Source organism: Myxococcales bacterium (genome assembly GCA_016720545.1).
Lineage (GTDB): Bacteria > Myxococcota_A > Polyangia > Polyangiales > Polyangiaceae > JAAFHV01.
Genome location: JADKKK010000001.1, coordinates 966,425 through 984,996, shown reverse-complemented (window position 1 = coordinate 984,996; position 18,572 = coordinate 966,425). Strand labels below are relative to the sequence as shown.

The window sequence follows — 18,572 nt, the reverse complement described above, 5'->3', positions numbered from 1 at the left end:
GGATGGCGCGCGGGGGTCGGCGCGGGGGTCTCTTCCGCCCCGCGCTCGCGGCGAAGGTGGAGAACACGGCGAAGCACAATCGAGGTGGCGAGGCGCATGCGGGGCCCTTGTGGGACGGCGGAGGCGTGGTGCCTGAGGTCCCTTCATCCACGTCATGAGCAATTCCCATGCCCCCTGCGCTCGCCTCCAGGCCGCCGCTGACCGGCGGGGGTGCCTGTCACCAGCGCCACCGCAGGTCGCGCCGCCCGTGTGCAGCTCGGTGCACGCATGGCCGCGCGCCGTGCAGCACATGCGCCCATGCGCGCGCGGCGCGGGGCGTCTGGCTGCCCTGGCGGACCGCGCGGGCCCACCTTCGCGCTCCGCCCGATGCAACGGGTTGCTCTCCCGCGCAGGCGAGGCGTCGACCCCCTGGCCCGCCCCGAGGAGACTCCGAACATGAGACGCGCAACCTGCTCTGGTCCGCGGTTGTCTCTCACCGCGTGCAGCGCTGGCGACCCGCCGTCCGAAGACCCCACGCCCGCGCGAGTTCCGCGAGCGGGCGCCCGTGGTGCTCGGCGTCCACCCCGACGCCTGGGCCTTCAGCGGAGACGTGCTGCCGAGCGCGGCCGCCGCGGACGGGATGGTCGACCTCCCGCCGAATCATCCGCTGATTCGCTACGTGGGCGGCGTCGACCGTCCGCCATCGGGCGGCAGCTGCGCATCGCGGCGGCCTCATGGCGTCACCGAGTGTCCGCGGTCGTAGGTCGCGTTCCTGGGTTCCGTCGCTCAGCCCACTTCGCTCGCGCATCGTGCCTTCCACGGCGATCGGCCCCGGCGGAAGCCCCAGGCGGTGCTCCACCCGGGGACGCCGGAGAGATCGGGCATCGTGACCTGGTAGGGCCTGCCGGGCGGAAAGTAGCTTCGCGCGACGCTGACGTTCCACTGCGTCTTCTTGGACGCCGAGTAGGCGTAGAGCGCGTAGGCGTACGCGTTCGGAAGTCGGGAAACTGAGCTGCGCCCGCCATAGGGCGCCGAGCCTGCGACCGACGCGACGGGCCAGGAAACGTCATGTCGAGCGTGAGGTCGACCCGTAATGCAGAACCGTCCCGCCGAGTAAGAGGCCCCTTGATCGCTCCTCCCGTTCCTGGCCGCGGACACGCTGAGGACGTACGCGTCGGCCCCGCGGAACTGCGACGAATCGATCTCTCGCGTAGGTGTCGGTCATCGTGCGGCCTGCTCCGAAGTCTGGACGCGGAACGGGCTCCTCCCTCCCCTGACCACGTGACGTCGCCCGACGAGGAACGTCGGAGAGTCCAGTCACCGCGAGCGAGCGAAGGTGACCGGCCTCCCTTCGACGGCGAAGTCCAGGTTCACCGGTGGGTTCGACCCGAGGGTCTCCGTGAGCGGGCAGGCCCCGCTTCACCACGACGCGGGTAGCGGCTCGTGCTGGGAGGCCATCAGGCCGAAGACCAGGTCTTTGTAGTCGGTCCACAGCTCGAACGACTTCACTCCGGTGCCGCCAGGGAGCACCTGGCCGGTGCTGCGTGACCCCGTATAGGAGAGCCAACCCGCACCGTCCGCGTTGCGGATCTGGCCCCGCAGGAAATACCCGGGGAGACTCGAGCCGCTGCCGCCCGAATTGCACACGTCCACGGTGGTCACGTCGGGCGTCGAGTAGCGGACCTGAAGCTGACCTTCCGCGCACGCCGCTGCGACGCCGTAGCGCACTCCGGTCACACCGAAGGCGAACGTGGCGCCCGGCTGTGGCACACGCACCCACGCTCCGTCGCCGTCCTGGACGGCGGCCCACACCGGGAAGGTCGACCTGTAGGCGGAGGTCGTCCGGACCGTGATGAGGGTCCCGTTCATCGAGGGACCCAGGCCGGCGTCGACGGGGACCGGGCTCGCGGCGTCCGCGGAGGCGTCCGCGCGCGAGGTCCCGAGCTCCGGTCGGGCCGCGGCTTCGGGGTCGACCTCGCCACACCCGAGGAGCCACGCGACGAGCGGAAGGGCTCGCGCCGCACCAAAAGAGCCGTTTCGTCGCGCGAGTGGCATGCACGTCATGGTGTTCTCCTGAGCCTCGGGAGACACCGAGACGCCGTGATGCGCTAAAGCAGCAGGCGTGCCATGGGTCTTTTGGGGGGCGAGCCACGCGGAGCCCCGCGTGTGCGCAGGTCGCGCGTGCAAGCCGTTGCCCATGTGCGCACGCCCGCACACGCTGCGCGAACATGGCCGCGTCGATCCTCCCGGCACCCCGGTGGTCGTCTGTCTCCGGCGCGAAGTGGCTCGTCCGCGAGCGGCCCTCTCGGTCGCCGCCGGCATGCTCTCGTTCCCGTCCGCGAAGAGCGCGGCAAGGACCTCCCGCGCTACGTCGTGCGGGAGCTCACCCGTGCGATCACGTCCTCCCCGACACCGTCCTGAGGCAGCGGGTCGCGAGGAGGAGCCCGCCCACGAGGGCGAGGAGCCCGAGCCGCCCGGGCGACGCGGAGAACAGGCGGGACGCTTCGTGGGTCTTCATCGAGGCCTCCACGCCCGGACCGGAGTCGAGTCGTGGCGTCGCGAATCCCTACTTCAGCACCCGTCGCACCTGGGTGCCGCTGCGGTACCAGGCGTGGGTCGTCGTGAGGTACAGCGGCTCCTCGACGGCCTCCGCGGGCCCGTGCGGCACCAGCGTGCAGGTGCCCGCCGTCCCTATCTCGGCGAGGGCACACCGCGAGAGCCCGGTGGGGGTGCCGATGTAGAGGTGTCGGTCGTCGAGGTTCAAGATCGTGCCGAGCGCGCCGAGGTTCAGCCAGGCGAGGCAGGGTGTGGCGAGCGGGCAGGCCTCGACGTTGCCGTCGCGGAGGACGACTACGGTGGGGTGAGGGACGGTGGGGCCGGCGGCGCTCACGGCGACGAGGGTCGGGCCTGTGGCGGGGACGGGGGCGGCGACACCATCGAAGGTCGCCGGAGCCAGCGGTGCGGGAGGCGCGGTCGGACGGGAGACCGGAGTGTAATGCGCGACTGCACCGCCGGTGTTGGTGTGGTAGGGGCCTGCCGCTCGCGCGACCCGCCCCGAGTTGGCGCTGCCGTCGGGCTCGTAGATAGATCGGCTGCACCATATCGGGTTTGGTCCGATCGCGCCGCAGAACGAGCTTAAGTTGAAAATGCTGATGCCGATCGCTCCCCCGTGGTGCGCAATGCGCGTGTCGTAGATGTTCGTGGCGACCTCCGTGAAGACGGGGTCGGTGTTGTCGAAGAGGATCGAGAAAGTTCTGTAGCTCGTCGGCAACGCCGCACTGGGCTTGACGTCAGTCGGATAGTGAAGCCTGGCGTCGTCTCCGACTGCCCATCCGCCGACGCCGCTGGACCTGTCGATGTCGTACCAGGTCCCGTCGAGAGAGAGCTTGTCCGCACACGCCGGAAGCGTGCAATGCGTGAAGTCCGGCGCGGGTCCGCCGCGTCGATAGACGAAATGACTGCTGACGAAGTCAAAGTCGGTGAGCCCAGGAATGTCCACCACGGTCTCCACCGATCCGGGCAGCGGCGCTCCGTCGTACCCATCCGCCCCATCCGCCGCATCGCTGACGTCCCGCCCCTCCGAGTCGACGACCGCGTCGCGCAGCACCCCCGAGTCGCCCGCGTCGTTCAGCGGTGGCGCCGTCGTGGACGTGCTTGGGCTCGGGATCGCCGAAGGTGCCGGCGTCGCAGCCGCGTCGGCCTCCGCGGTGGGCTCCGTGGTTCCCGAGCAGGCCGCGAAGGCCGCGACCGCCACACCCGCGCCCACGAGACATGCCACGCGAATACGATGCTTCATGAGTGCCCCTTTCCGTTCGTGAATCTCGCCCGGGCCGCGAGCGCGGCGAGCTGGCAGCCTGGGATGGGAGTGGTTGAGCCGACCGGGTGAAATGCCATCGAGTGGGCCTCCTCGGCCGTGCGCGTCTCACGAGGTTGGTCGGGCGAGCTCATCGCCACCGGCAGATCAGGCCCGAGTTGAGCAGCACGCTGACGCTCGAGGTCCGTGAGGGGGCGCCCGGGGGATACGACAGGCGCCGCCGGTAGCCGACCGTGACGACGTCGAGCTTCCCGTCGCGGTCGAGGTCGCTCATCGCGATCGCGGTTGGACCGCCTCCCGTTTCATAGAGTTCCTCGCGTCCGAAGGTTCCGTCGCCGTTGTTGCGTAGGACGGTGAGCCCCGACAGCGACTCGACGGCGAGCTCCGGACGCCCGTCACCGTCGAGATCACCCAGCCCGACGGCGGACTCGACGCCTGGTAGCGCATAGTGAACATACGGCGCAAACGTGCCGGCGCCGTAGTTGAGCAGCACGTCGGCACCGTCGTTGCCGGAGGCCGCGAGGTCGAGGTCACCGTCGCCGTCCACGTCGCCAACAGCGAGGAACGTGCCGGGGGCGCCCTCGACGCGCGTGCGAGTCGTCGCGTACACGAGCGGGGCTCCGAACGTGCCCGTACCGGAATTCAGAAAGACCGTCACTCCGCCGGCTCCCGCCACGGCCATGTCGGGCTTGCGGTCTCCGTTCAGGTCCCGCAGCGCGATCGTGCCCGGGGGAGCCGCGTAGTCGACCTTGGCTGCGAAGGTGCCGTTGCCGTTGTTCATGAGCACGTTCACGCCGCTACCCACCGAGATCGCGAGGTCAGGTCTCCCGTCGCCGTTGAGGTCCCCCATCGCGATTGAGCCCCCCACGAACGCGACATCGATGCGGTAGTCGACTCCGTCAGCGAAGGTCCCGGTGCCGTTGTTCACAAGTATGGTCACGTTGGAGTTGCCGTACTCCTCCCTCACCGAGACGAGGTCCACGTCGCCATCCCCGTCGACGTCTCCCGCTGCAATCGACCTCGGACCGTATCCCACCTCCAGCGAGACCATGGGCGCGTACGTGCCGTCGCCGTTGTTCAGCGTGATGTACGCCGAGTGCCCCTCCGGCACGAATCCCAGGTCCGCCACGGCGAGGTCGGAGTCGCCGTCACCATCGAGGTCTTCCATGGCGACGACGGTGGGCGTGTTCGCCGCCGAATAGTCCCCCCTCGCGCGATAGCGGCTCGCGGTCGTGGCGAAGGTGGCTCCGGGGTTATTCCAGAACACCTGGACTCCGTCGGTGACGTCGAGCCGCCCATCGCCGTCGAAGTCCCCTACACCCACTCCGTAGAAGATGTCGTAGGCGATCTGGGGCGCAAACGTGCCATCGCCGTTGTTCATCATCAGGCCACCCTGCATGGCGAGGTCGGCCTTTCCGTCGCCGTTGAGGTCCGCCACTCCGAGGCCGGATTCAAGGGACGCAGCGCCCGTCGGGTAGGCGACCGCCGGCGCGAATCCCCCAGGTGCATTCATGAGCACGCTGACCGAGGTGTCGCTCCGGACGACGAGGTCGATCTTGCTGTCGCCGTTGACATCCGCAGCCTTGATCACCCTCGAATTGGGGGGCGTCGCGTAGTCAACCCTGGGTGCCAAGATCCCGCGCCCGTTGTTCAAGAGCACACTCGCCGCGTCCCTCGCGGCCACGGCGATATCTACGTCGCCATCCCCATCAAAGTCGCCTAGGGCAGTGCCGCGCGGGCCTGGCGCCGTGGCGTAGGCGGTCTTGGGGCCGAAGGCGCCAGCTCCCGTGTTGAACAGCACGTTCACGGTGTCGGGGGATTGCGCGGCGACCGCCAGGTCGAGCTTCCCGTCGCCGTTGAGGTCCCCGAGCGCGACGCGCCCCGGCCCCCCCGAACCCCCAATCGTGTAGGTTGCGGGGAGGCCGAACGTCCCCGTGCCGTCGTTCAAAAATGTGCTCACCGTGGGGTTCGTCCCGTAAGGGTTGGTCGCGGCCGTCGTGACCATGTCGAGGTCGCCATCCCCGTCGAGGTCTCCGAGGGCGACCGTGCCCGCTCCGCCGGGCGCAGGGTTGTAGAGCGGCGATGCGAAGGCACCCCGGCCGCGATTCAGCAACACGGTGGTGCCACCCTGCCCCGCGTTGCCCTGGTCCAAGCCGCCCGCGACGGCAAGGTCGGGGCGGCCGTCCCCGTCGAGATCCCCTACCGCCACGTCGACACCCCAGGCAAAGCCCATACGGGGCGGCCCGGGCAACCCGAGGACAGTAGAGCAGACGGGACCGCCATCCACTCCGGCGTCCCCGGCGTCTCCGGCACCTCCGTCGCCTCCCTCCGCTTCCGCTTCCCGTGGGCCGTCCGTCGAGCCATCGTTGCCTGTCTCGACGCTGGCGTCGCGTGGGCCCTCGCCGGCTTCTGGCAGGCCCGGCAGGCCGCTCGCGTCGAGCTCGCCGCCGCCGCCACCACCGCCAGGCGCGCTCGTGTCGCCGCAGCTCGCGACGAGGAGGCCCCCAAGGAGGAGGAGCAGCCCGATCCGGAGGTGTCGTGGCGACTTCGCGGTACGTAGGGAAAGAGTCCTCACTTCAGCACCCGTCGCACCTGGGTGCCGCTGCGGTACCAGGCGTGGGTCGTCGTGAGGTACAGCGGCTCCTCCACGGCCTCCACGGGCCCGTGAGGCACGAGCGTGCAGGTGCCCGCGGTCCCGATCTCGGAGAGGGCACACCGCGAGAGTCCCGTGGGGGTGCCGATGTAGAGGTGTCGGTCGTCGAGGTTCAAGATCGTACCGAGCGCGCCGAGGTTCAGCCAGGCGAGACAGGGAGTCGCGAGGGGGCAGGCCTCGACGTTGCCGTCACGGAGGACGACTACCGTGGGATGGGGCACGGTGGGCCCGGCGGCGCTCACGGCCACGAGGGTGGGGGGCGTCGCGGGGACCGGGGCGGAGACACCCGCGAACGTTGGGGCCACGGGAGTCCCTGAGGACCCGCCCACTGGAATATAGTAGGCAACCGCGCCCCCCACGTTCGTGTGGTAAATTCCTCTCACTCTATCAACACGCGCAGTGTTGACAGCTCCGCCGTAGTCGACCCAGAAGCTTGTACAGCCCTCGGTACCAAACTGGCCGCACCTCACCGTGGACCAGCTTATTGCTACGCCGATCTGGCCCGCATGGTAGCCCGCAAGGCCGATGCTCGAGTAGTATGAGTTCGAGGAGAAGGTGGCTTGGAGTATTGCCGACGAGTCGAATCGCATCGACACGTGATCCAAAAACGAGGAGCCTGGGAACCCGCCGGAGCCGTAATAGCTAGCCACCCAGTGTAATCTCTCGTCGTCCCCCAGAGCCCATGCCGAACCACCGACGGTGTGAAGGAGCCCGTCGCGGAGAGGAACCGAATCGAGGAGAGGAGCCGAATCTGTACAGTCGGGGGCAGTGCAGTGCATAAAGGTGGGGCTGCGATACACAAGGTGGTCCCCGACAAAATCGAAGTCTGTCAGCCCCGGAATGTCCGCCACGGTCTCCGCCGACCCCGGCGGCGGCGCCCCGTCGTACCCGTCGGCCGCGTCCATCGCGTCCGCCATGAGCGCGCCATCCGGGGCATCGAACGCCGCGTCGTGCGTCGCCGCGTCGCGCGGGGCCGCGGAGTCCCCGGCCTCAGCAAGGGGCGCAGGCGCAGGCGTGGAGCCCGTCGGCGGTGAGGTCGGTGCCGGCGCCGTTGCCGCGTCGGGCTCCGCGCTCGGCTCCGTGGACCCCGAGCAGGCCGCGAAGGCCGCGACCGCCACGAACGCGCCCACCAGACATGCCACGCGAATTCGCTGTTTCATGAGTGCCTCTTGTCGCTTCGTGAATCTTGCTCGAGCCGCGAGCGTCTGCGCGCCACGAGGGCCAGAACCCCGAGGACGCCGAGCCCTGCCGCGCCGCCCGAGGCAGGAGCCCCCGACGTGCGGCACCCGCAGCCGCCGCCCCCGAACGAGTCCCCCGTGGGGATCACGGCCGCCGAGGCGTCACCACTCGGGGCGGGGCTCGGCACAGGGGAGCTCGCGTCGGCCGTCGGGCTCGCGTCCTTTGCGGCCGCGTCGCCCGCATCGAGCACGGGAGCCGCGTCCGCGCTCGCGTCCACGATCGTCGCGTCGGGTCCGGCGTCCGCGACCGGCGAGGACACCGTGACCGACGCGGTGGCGGTGCCTCCCTGGGAGTCGACGACCACGACGACGTCGGTCACGCCCCCGGTGGGCCCCGCGACGTAGACACCGGTGACGGGGTCGAGCGTGCCGCCCGAGGCGTTGGTCTCGAAGGCGAAGGTGTAGGTCGGCCCGGTGCCGTCGGTGGCGGCGAAGGTGACGGTGCCACCGGGCGCGACCGCAGACGTGGGCGGCGTGAGGGTGGGGGAGGGGACCGAGAGCTTCGCGATGAAGCCCACGCCGAACTCGGAGATCTCCCCTGCACCCCTGGGGTCGAAGGGGGCCAAGAAGGAAAACAAGGGAGGGAGCTGGGTCGTCCCTCCGACGAGATAGGCGGACCCCGCGGAGTCGACAGCGATATTCCAACCACCCCACCCTGAGATGCCTACGTAAGTGGAATAGAGGAGCGACGCGCCTGTCGGTGTCAACTTCGCCACGAAGGCGTCCGACCCTGGCAGACGACCAGCGAACACTGCAAACGCGTTGATGGTGGGAAGGTCGCTCGACCTCGTGCCCCCTGAGAGGTAGGCGTTGCCTGCATTATCGATCGCGATGCCCCCGCCGTAGTCTCCCTGGGAGCCGCCGAAGTACGTGGAGTAGACGAGTGCGCCGCCGGTCGGAGTGAGCTTGGCGACGAACGCGTCGCCTTCGCTCGTCGACGGAGTCGGTGGAGGTCCACCGTAGACTGCCTGCAGCGCGTTCCGCGTAGGGAAATCCGTGGAGCCCGTGCTCCCCGCCACGTGCGCGCTTCCCGCGGCGTCGACCGCAACGCTCGTGGTCCCGTCGAAGCCGGTCCCGCCCAAATACGTAGAATAGACGAGCGCGGTTCCCGCAGCGGAGAACTTGGTCACGAACGCATCCGTGTCGAGACCTGCGGGCCCCCCCGCGTTCGCCGCCTGGAGAGCGAACTGCGTCGGGAAATTCGGAGACGTCGTCGCGCCAACCACGTAGGCACTCCCGAGTCGATCGACGGCTACACTCGCGCCCGAATCCCCACCGCTGCCGCCGAGATAGGTGGAGAACACCAGGGAGCCTCCCGCTGGCGACAGCTTCGCAAGAAAAATGTCATCCCCTCCGGCGCTCGCCGCTTGAAACGCATTCTGGGTTGGAAAGTTCGTCGAGCCAGTCGTCCCGGTGACGTACGCTGCGCCGGCCGGGTCTACCGCGATTCCAGTGGCGTAATCCTCGCCTGTTCCGCCGAGGTAGGTCGAGTAAACGAGCGCGTTTCCTAATGGAGAGAGTTTGGCGACAAAGGCGTCCCCGCCGAACGGGGTCGTGGAGGCCTTGGTCGGCTGGATCGGAGCTTGAAGCGGCAGGTCCGTCGACGTGGCTCTTCCGGTGAAATAGGCGCTGCCGGTTGCGTCTGTCGCGAGGTCCGTCGCGCAATCCCCGCCCGAAGCTCCTCCAAAGTACGTTCCATAGATGAGCGCATCTCCAGAGGGTGTGAGCTTCGCCACGAACGTGCTCTTGGGGCTCCCCGTCGCGAGTCCGCCTCTGTCACTACAGCCCACCACGTACGCGCTTCGCGATCCATCCACGGCGACCCCGCCATCCATGTAGACGCGTGGGCCAAAGCCGGACGAATACTCCAGCACCGGGTCGATCACGAGCTCCCGCCGGCGGTCATACGCGGCCACCACGAACCCGACCCCACGCTCCCCGATCAGCCGATACCCCGCGGCGATCTCCTCGGTCTCCCCTCGCCTCCCGCGCTGGTACACCCTGGGCCGGGGCTGCACGAGCACCCCGTGTTCGGTGCGAATCGCCAGGTCGCCCACGTCGGTGAGCGAGAGCTCCTGCGCGCCCGCGACGTCCAAGGCGATCGCGCCCGAGTCGGCGCCGGGCGCGACCACGAAGTCGTATTCGAGCTGCCCCTCTTCGCCGTGGTAGACGAGGTCGACGCCGTCGAGCACGCCGGGGTAAACCACACGGCCGAAGTTGGGGATGTCGGTGCGCCACTTGGAGTGGTCGTTGCCGATGAAGTAGTTGGAGATCGTGATGAGCTTCTGCTCGGCGCGAGGCGAGACGCGCCGTCCGCCGGCGACCGTCATGCGAAGCACCGTGTCGGGGCGCGGCGGGGCCTCGACCGCGGGCCGGGCGAGCTCGTGGGGGAGCCGCCTCGGCGACCCGGGGCCCTGGGCCGAGCGCGCCGCACCCGGCGGGTGCAGCGTGAGCGTGGCGCCCTCGTCGGTGAGGAAGAGCGTCGTGCCGCCGCCGCGCGCGACGAAGCGGACCTGGTCGTCCACCTGGCCCGCGTTCTCTTCAAAGCGCATGGGCAGGTGTCCCCACTTTGCCGGCGGCGCGGCTGCCCCGCTCACGCCTGCCGCGTGACCCGACGCGAGCGGCGAGGGCGCCGGCGCGCGCGCCACCGAGCGAGGAGACAAGAGCGACAGCACCAGCGCGGCGAGCACCACGGGGAATACGCGGAGGAGCAGCGAATCGCCGCGGGGCGTGGGATGGGCGGGTGACTTCATCGAGTGGGCCTCCTCGGCCGAGGTTCGTCTGGGCACGTCCACGACTCCCTACTTGAGCACCCGCCGCACCTGGGTGCCGCTGCGGTACCAGGCGTGGGTCGTCGTGAGATAGAGCGGCTCCTCCACGGCCTCCACGGGCCCGTGGGGCACGAGCGTGCAGGTGCCCGCGGTCCCGATCTCGAAGAGGGCACACCGCGAGAGTCCGGTGGGGGTGCCGATGTAGAGGTGTCGGTCGTCGAGGTTCAGGATCGTGCCGAGTGGCCCGAGGTTCAGCCAGGCGAGACAGGGAGTGGCGAGCGGGCAGGCCTCCACGTTGCCGTCGCGGAGGACCACGACCGTGGGATGGGGCACGGTGGGCCCGGCGGCGCTGATGGCGACGAGGGTGGGCGGCGTGGCGGGGACGGGGGCGGAGACACCCGTGAAGCTCGCTGGCACGCTGGGACCGGTCGGGGGATACGTGTACGTCGCGCCCCCGACGTTCGAGTGAACCAGCCCCGTGGCTCGCGCCACCCCGTCCGGTGCGGAGCGTCGAAGTCGAAGACATATCCTAACGGCCGGCCTTCGACCCCCCATTCAATCGTCGCCACGCCGACCGAGCCACCGTGGTACGCTCTGACGTTGCTGTAGGGACGTCCGAGGCAACCACGGCCACATGCTAGGCTCGTGTGGTGCAGGGTGCGAACGGTACCTCCCGAGTTATCGAAGAGCACGGACACTCGAGACCACTCGAGCCATGGCCCCGGCCATGAGCCCGAGGAGCTCCCAATGTAGTGTACCCGCTCGTCGTCCCCCACCGACCAGTCCGCCCCGGCACCGGGTATCGGCGTCTCGTCGGCACACGTCGGTAGCGTGCAGTGCTTGAAGCCGGGCGTCCGATAAACCAAATGGTCCCCAACAAAGTCGAAGTCCGTCAGCCCCGGGATATCTGCGACCGTCGTGACCGATCCCGGCAAAGGCGCCCCGTCGTACCCATCGGCGGCGTCCATCGCGTCCACCCCTAGCGCGCCATCCGTGGCGTCGAGCGCCGTGGCGTCCGTGGTCGCGTCGCGCGGGGCCGCGGAGTCACCGGCGTCGGCTGGGGGCGTCGTGGGAGAGGTCGAGGCCGTCGGCGGCGGGGCTGGCGGTGGAGTCGGCGCCGGCGCCGTGGCCGCGTCGGGCGCCACCGCGGGCTCCGTCGTCCCCGAGCACGCCGCGAACGCGGCGACAGCAGCGCTCGCGCCAAACCAACACGCCACGCGGATACGATGTCTCATGGGGCCCCTCCGTGCAGTCCAGGGCCGAGCCCCAGGCCACGGCGCAGTGTGTGCACGTTTCGGTGAATCCCGCCATCGCGGAAACCCGTCAGTTCCGCGCGGGGCTCGGCCCGAGACGCAGTATTGTCACCTGCCGCATCTTCCGCCTCCCCGGGTCGAGCTCCCCGGTCCTCACGCGGCGGGGTCATCGCGGAGCCCGACCACTTGGGGACAAATAGCGGCGCGCTGGCGCCTCGATGACGCGATACGTCAGCGCGGACACGAGGACGACGAGGACGACGAACGCGAGCGCGCTCGCCGGGCCCACCAGACCGTAGGTGATCGGCTTCGCCGCATCCTCCCTGGCGCCTTCCGCGATGAGCTGCGCGCCAAGGAACGAGAAAATGATGGGCATGTGGACCATGTAGATTGAATAGGACCACTCGCCCAGGGACCGGAGCGGCGCGGTCCCCAGCGCGCGGGCCGTCCGCCCCCGGTTGTGACAGGCCCCGAGGATCAGCAGGGGGAGGAGCCACACGGTCACCATGTCCGGAACGTGAAGGTGACAGCCCGCGAGCAGCCCGCCGACGAGCGCGAGGACCGCAGAGTCGCGAGCGAGCCAGCGAAGCCCCCATCCGCGGGAGAAAGCGAAGTGCGTGACCATGCCCAACACGAAGCCCGCAAAGCAGCGAACGGAGCTGTTCGGGAAGGAGATCTCCGCGATGGTGTACGGGACGTTCGGGAGCCAAGGGCGAATCGGCGGATCGGTCGACAGCGGGGTCGTCAGGTACGCGTAGGCACCAAACACCCCGACGAGCAGCCCGAGCTTGCCCCATGTGGCGAGCCTGCGAAACGCCACCGTCAAGAACGGGAACGCCAAATAGACGAGCCACTCGGTCCCGACCGACCACGAGGGCGTGTTCCACGTCCCGCCCGGGGCGGTGCTGAGGCCGTGGAGCATCAGCAAGTGAAGTGGGATGGCCCATGGGTCGAAGACGGATCGAGCCCCCGGTGGAAGCTTCGCCGCGTACACGACGACGACGAGCAGGTAGATTCCCACGACCCAGAGCAACGTCGTGAGGTGCAGCGGGTAGACACGCGCGAAGCCGCCCGCATCTAGCGGCGGAGGCGCTCCCTCGGCGCGCCCACCTCGAACCAGCCGCCGTAGACGTGGCTCAGGATGAACCCGCTCAAGATGAAGAAGAAATCGACCAGCAGATACCCATGTTGGTGAAGGCGAGTGACCGCGGGGTCGATCACCGGCATGACGAACATGTTGAAGTGATAGGCCACCATCGTCACAGCCGCGATCCCACGGAGCGGCGTGAGCGCGCCGAGATACGGTGGCGTCGGTGGCAGGTCGGGTGGGGTGGTGTCCGTCATGGGGGCGACTCCGCGGTGAGGTCTCTTCGCGCCGCCGGCGACGGCGAGGGGCCCGGGCTCGTCCGAGAGCCGTCGCGCCACAAGAGGACACACGGGAGGACGAGCATGGCCGCGAGGAGGCAGGTCACCTCCCCCGTCACCGCGGCGAAGCCGAGGCTCCTCACGCCCGCGCTCGTCGAGCCCGCCAGCGCCAGATAGCCGAGGATGGTCGTCAGGCTGCACAGGACGACCGCCCCACCCGTCTCGCGGACCGCCCCGAGCGCGCGGCCGGGCCCGTCGCGGAGGGAGCGCTGCATCACGTTCACCGCGTAGTCGGCCCCCACGCCGAAGGTGATGGGGAGAGCGATGAAGTTCAGCACGTTGAGCCGCACGCCGAGCGCGGACAGGAGCCCGGTCATCCACGCGACGCCGACGAGGAGCGTCGCGGCGACGAGCGCGATCGCGGCGGGCCTTCGGAAGACGAGGGCGATGACGCCGAGCGTGACGAGGAGCGCGAGCGCGGTCGCCTTGGGGACGTCGCTCGCGACCGCCGCCCAGATGTCGGCGTGAACGACCGCGCGGCCCGAGCCGAGCACCACGCTCCCGTCGGGCAGCTCGGTGCGGCGGAACGAGTCGGCCCACCGCGCGAGGTACCGCGCGTCATGCACGAGCTCGGGAGTGGTCGGCGTGAGGTAGACGATCCGGCCGCGCGTGCCGTCGCGCTCCGTGAAGGGCCGCGCCACGCTCGCGGGGAGATCGGCGAGCGCGAAGGGGCGCACGTCGTCGGGCGGCAGGTAGCGAGAGATCTCGACGAAGTCCGTGTCCGACACGAACCCGCGCGCCCTCGCGCGAAGGACATGCTCCTTGATCTCGAGCAGGAGCGGGATCGTCTTCTCTTGATCGCGAGGGACGAAATCCTGGAGTGTGTGGATCGCGGCGAACGGCTTGGCATCGCCGGGCGCTGCGTCGCGTCGCGCGGTGAGCGCGGCGACGAGCCACGGCACCTGCTCGGTGCGGTCCACGAGGATGGCCATCCCGTCGACGCTCACGTCGGCCGAGGCGTCCTCGGAGAGCGCCGCGAGGCGCAGCGTCTCCGGGTCCGGGGTCGCGCTGTCGTATACCCGACGTAGCTCGTGCTCCATCGCTCCGCCCGACGCGTGCCGCAGGGTGGTCGCAGCGGCGACGACCGCGAGGAGCAGGCCGAGCACCGCGAGCAGGCGCGGGCGTCGGGCGGCGAGCCACGCGAACGGGACGCCGAAGCGGAGGCCCTGGCTCGTCGCGCGGCCGAGCCACCCTCGGGCCTCTTCGCGCGACGCCCGCAGCGGGGCGATGCTCTCGGCCAGAGTCAGCATGGGCGGAAGAAATGCGAACGTGCAGAGCCAGCAGCAGACCATGCCGAAGCTCCCGAGCAGCCCGAAGTCCCGGAAGCCGCGGAATTCGCTCACGACGAGCGCGCCGTACGCGAGCGCCGCCGCGCCAGAAGCGCCCAGGGTCGGGAGCCACGTCTCGCGCCGCGCCTCGCTCAGCGCGGCGGGGTGCGGGACGCCCGCCCGCCGCGCCTCGAGGTAGCGCGCGAGGTAGATGATCCCCGGATTGATGCCATTCCCCGCGACGATCGTCATGAGGAATCCAGTCGCGGTGTTGAGCTCGCCGACGAGTGGGCGCGCCGCGCCGAACGTGATCGCCACGCCGACGGCCACGGCCACGACGAGACACGCGACCATGCGGAGGCGCAGGTAGTAGAGGAACACGACGCCCAGGATGGCGAGTGTGCCGATCGCCCCCACGTTCACCAGATCGGCCTCGATGGTCGCCTGCGCCCTCGCGGCCGAGACGAGGCCGCCGCTCAGCCCGAAGCGGAGCGATCCGGACCGCCGCTCGAGGTGGAGCGTCTCGACGGCCGCGCGGACGCGCCGGACGGCCTCCTGAGACGCAGCGAAGTCACTGTTCAGCACGGCCGTGTGCACCACCAGCACAGCGGTGCGGCCGTCGGTCGAGCCGTAGGTCGCTCGTGGGTGCGGTGCGGTCGACGTGGCGAGGCCGAGGCGCTTGCGCACGTTCTCGGCCGTGATGGGCGGGGGCTCCTCGGTCCTCTCGTCGAGCAGGAGCCCCGCTGTCCGCTGGACCTCCCAGTCCACGCGTCGCTCGAGATCGGCGGCGAGAGACTCGAGCTTGTCGCTCGCAACGTAGAGGCCCGCGCGCGGCTCGAGAAAAGCGACCGCGTCGCCCATGCCAGACTCGACGCTCCCCACCCAGGGGAGACCCATCGCCGAGACGGCGGTCGTGATGTCCCTCTCGGCCTCCTTCACCGCTCCGGGCTCGGCGCCCTCGAGCACGATCGTGAGCGACGAGACAGCCGGGACCCGCTCGCGGACGCGCTCGAGCTCGACGACCGACGCCCGCCCTCGCGGCAGCAGATCTTCGAGGCCCGCCACGACTCGGAGCTTCGAGGCCATGGCGAGCGCCACGGCCAGGACCACCGTGCCAATGACGAGCATGACGGAGGGCCTCCGCTCCGGGAGCTCCACGAGCCGCGAGAGCCGCGAGAGCACCTGCGCGAGCCGACGGCGAGGGACGTCTCCGCCCTTCACGACTTGACCCCGGCGCGTGGCCGGTCGCGCACGACTCGAAGCGGCTCGCGCCCGAGCCCGCGCATCTGCGCGAAGGGCGTGAGGCCCACGCTGTGGAGGTATCCCTGAAGCATGGTCCGCGCCGGGATCGGGGTCCGCACGCTGCCAGCGACGATCCGCGCGAGGCTCGCCACGGTCTCGAGGAAGCTCGCCGGGCGACGGCTGGTGATGCGCAGCCAGTTGAGGATCGCGACCTTGAGCGCGTCGTGGATGTAGTCGTCGAAGTGCTTCGCCAGGAAGTCGAGAGTGACCTCGTCGTCCTGGTACACGAGGCTATAGAAGAGCGCGTACGGGAGGCCGTGGCTCCGCGCGACCGTGTAAATCTTCGGAGCGCTGATGCGCGCCGTGTCACGCACCTTCTTCTCGAGTGGCGTGTTCCGGTAGGGTCGCCAGATCTGGAATACGGGTGTGCAGTTGTACTCCCGGAACAAGCGGAACGCGAAGTCGTACGTCTCTCGCATCTCCGCCTGGGTCTCTCCAGGAATGCCGAACATGTAATAACCGAGACTGTCGATTTCGTACTCGAAGCAGAGGCGGCAGGCGCGCTCCACGTCCTCGAGGCTCATATCTTTTCGAATGAGCTTGTCGCGCACGCGGGCGCTCCCGCTCTCGATGCCGAAGATGAGGTAGGCGCAGCCCGAGCGCCGGCACAGGTTCATGAGCTCCTCGTCGATGCGGTCGGCGCGGACGCCGTTCGGCGTGTCCCACGTGATGTCCCAGCCGGCCTCGATGATGCCGCGCAAGATCTCCTTGAAGCGAGGCAGATCGCCGAGCAGATCGTCGTCCTCGAAGTGAAAATTGCGGACGCCGTGGGTCTCGACGAGGGCCCGCATCTCGTCCAGCACGCGCTGCACGCTGTGCACGCGGAAGCGCCGGCCCATGTGCAGGTAGATGCAGCAGAACGTGCAGCGGTAGACACACCCTCGGCTCGTGACGAGGTCGATCGAGCGGTGCGAGCCCGGGTACTGGATGCCGAGGCGCGAGGGGTAGCCCCGGCGCGCGAGCTCGAAATAGCGCTCGAGATCGGCGATGGAGTAGTCGCAGCGGAACTCGTCCAGCTCGACGGCGAAGGGTTCGCCGTCGGTGCGCACCAGCCCGTCGCCTTCGCGCCGCACGATCGCGCGCACGTCGCTCCAGTCGCGTCCCTCGCGGAGCGCCGTGATGAGGTGACGGAAAGTGCGCTCGCCCTCGCGGAGGACGATCGCGTCGAGCGCGGGGGCTCGCTCGAAGTAGCGGGCGGTGTCGTTCGTCGCGTCTGGGCCGCCGAGCAGGATGAGCGCGTCAGGACAGATCGCGCGCACGAGCGCGATGAGCCGTATCGTGTCCTCGAAGTAGTAGTTGGCGGTCGAGGTGATGCCGACCACGTGGGGTCGCTCGGCCGCGAGCCTCTTGGCGACGTCCGGCTCGCTCATACCGAAGTAGAAGGGTGGGTTCTCCCGGTCGCGCGCGATCTGCTCGAAGTCCGGGTGGGCCAGGACGTCGAGCATTCGCACGCGCACGCCCGGATCGTCCGCGAAGACGCCCGCGAGGTACAGGAGGCTCTTCGGAGGGCCGACCATCGGCGCGTCGGGGAAATCCGTGCTGGCGAAGTGCCCGCCCGAGCGCATGAGCAATATGCGAAGGGGCTCTGCGGGATCGTAGTTCGTCAAGGTCTTGGTCATGGTGCTCTCGCTCAGGCGTGGATTCCGAGGAGGGCGCTCAACTGCGAGCCGCCCGAGGGTGTGATCCGTCTCGCCGAGCGCTGGGCCTCGGCGTCGAAGCGAGCGTCTTGCAACACCGAAGCCATGGCGCCTCGGAGCGCGCGGCGACCCGGTCGCGTGAAGGAGAGCGGGCGCGGCCCGAGCCCGAGATCGTGCACCCGCTGACCCCAATAGAACTGGTCGAGGAGCTGAGGCATCACGATCTGCGGGACGCCGGCGCGCGCGATCGAATAGGTGGTGCCTGCGCCGCCGTGGTGGATGCACGCGCGGACGCGTGGGAAGAGGAGCGAGTGCGCCACGCGTCGACGCAGGACGAACGTGCGCGCGTCGCTCGACGGGGCGCGTGCGCTCGCGCCCACCTGGTAGATCACTCGCGCGCCGACCTCACGGAGCGCGGTGTGCACGCGATCGAGCACACCCGTCTGGCGCTCCGGCATGCTCCCGAAGCCGACGAATACCGGGCGAGGCCCTCGGTCGAGGAACGCCTCGAGCTCCGGTGGGAGACCTCCGTCCTCGTGGGGCGCCTCGAGGTACGGCACGCACCGCACGCTCCCACAGTCCCCGGGGACGGGGCCCAACGTGGCGTCCTGACAGACCACCGCCACCGATCGGAAGGACTCGTACACATCGGCGACGGGGCGCAGCCCGAAGGTCGCGCGCTGGCGGTTCACGACGCTCGAGGTCGCGCGATGGAAGGCCGCGGTGAAGAGCCGCCAGAGGGCGGCGTTCACGGTGGGCGAGGCGCTCTGGAAGGGAAACGCGGGTGGCGTGTGGCGACCCGAGGGAAACCAGCTGGGGGCGTGGAGCAGGTGAACGTAGGGCAGCCCGATCCCCTCGGCGACCGTCACGCCAGCGAGCTGCGCGCCGGAGCCCACGATGCGGTCGAAGCGGGCGGCCACGGCGCGGAGTGGGTCGAACATCGACTCGCTCAAGCTGCACAAGTCGCGGAGGAGACGGGGCGTCGCGCGGAGCGGACTGCCCATGACGTCGGCGTTACTCGCGAGCATGCGACTCACGCTCGTTGGCAGCGGCAACGTGTCTAGCCCGTGCCGCTCGGCCAGCGCCGACCACTCGGCCGTCGTGCAGAGGCACACCTCGTGTCCGCTCTTCCGGAGCTCGCGTCCATAGGACACGAGGGGTCCGACGTCACCGTAGGTACCAACCGAAGCGAGGAGGATCTTCATGCCCCAGCCATTGCAAGGGGTGCGCCA

General features: G+C 69.6%; 10 protein-coding genes and 1 pseudogene. 1 reads left to right on the top strand and 10 read right to left on the bottom strand.

All coding sequences use genetic code 11. The features are described 5' to 3' along the window. The first annotated feature begins 544 nt into the window (after positions 1-544). Positions 545-742: a hypothetical protein gene (locus IPQ09_04040; protein ID MBL0193391.1), complete on the top strand. Its 198-nt coding sequence runs from the start codon at positions 545-547 to the stop codon at positions 740-742. Positions 743-1,398: 656 nt separating this feature from the next. On the opposite strand, the gene IPQ09_04035 is transcribed toward IPQ09_04040, so the two are convergent. The 10 genes and pseudogenes from IPQ09_04035 to IPQ09_03990 form a co-directional block, all read right to left on the bottom strand. Further along, a complete protein-coding gene (locus IPQ09_04035; protein ID MBL0193390.1) occupies positions 1,399-2,043 on the bottom strand; it encodes a hypothetical protein in 645 nt (214 codons plus the stop codon). 502 nt (positions 2,044-2,545) lie between these two features. Beyond that, positions 2,546-3,775: a hypothetical protein gene (locus IPQ09_04030; GenBank protein MBL0193389.1), complete on the bottom strand. Its 1,230-nt coding sequence runs from the start codon at positions 3,773-3,775 to the stop codon at positions 2,546-2,548. A gap of 148 nt (positions 3,776-3,923) precedes the next feature. After that, positions 3,924-6,368 (bottom strand): VCBS repeat-containing protein, encoded by a 2,445-nt coding sequence (locus IPQ09_04025; GenBank protein ID MBL0193388.1) that lies wholly within the window; start codon positions 6,366-6,368, stop codon positions 3,924-3,926. After that, positions 6,365-6,751, bottom strand: coding sequence for a hypothetical protein (locus IPQ09_04020; GenBank protein ID MBL0193387.1), 387 nt, complete (start codon positions 6,749-6,751; stop codon positions 6,365-6,367). The genes IPQ09_04025 and IPQ09_04020 overlap by 4 nt, the downstream gene beginning before the upstream one ends. 851 nt (positions 6,752-7,602) lie before the next feature. Continuing rightward, positions 7,603-10,437: an SBBP repeat-containing protein gene (locus tag IPQ09_04015; protein MBL0193386.1), complete on the bottom strand. Its 2,835-nt coding sequence runs from the start codon at positions 10,435-10,437 to the stop codon at positions 7,603-7,605. A gap of 48 nt (positions 10,438-10,485) precedes the next feature. Continuing rightward, the gene (locus tag IPQ09_04010; protein ID MBL0193385.1) at positions 10,486-10,947 is read right to left on the bottom strand and encodes a hypothetical protein; all 462 of its coding nucleotides are present in this window, start codon (positions 10,945-10,947) and stop codon (positions 10,486-10,488) included. Between the two features lie 927 nt (positions 10,948-11,874). Continuing rightward, positions 11,875-13,052, bottom strand: a pseudogene (locus IPQ09_04005) (acyltransferase). After that, positions 13,049-15,622, bottom strand: a complete 2,574-nt coding sequence (locus IPQ09_04000; GenBank protein MBL0193384.1) for an MMPL family transporter — start codon at positions 15,620-15,622, stop codon at positions 13,049-13,051. Before IPQ09_04000 ends, IPQ09_04005 begins: the two are co-directional and overlap by 4 nt. Continuing rightward, positions 15,619-17,322, bottom strand: coding sequence for a radical SAM protein (locus IPQ09_03995; GenBank protein MBL0193383.1), 1,704 nt, complete (start codon positions 17,320-17,322; stop codon positions 15,619-15,621). Before IPQ09_03995 ends, IPQ09_04000 begins: the two co-directional genes overlap by 4 nt. A gap of 11 nt (positions 17,323-17,333) precedes the next feature. Next, entirely contained in the window at positions 17,334-18,545 is a 1,212-nt protein-coding gene (locus IPQ09_03990) for a glycosyltransferase family 1 protein (protein MBL0193382.1), read from the bottom strand. Positions 18,546-18,572 lie beyond the last annotated feature (27 nt).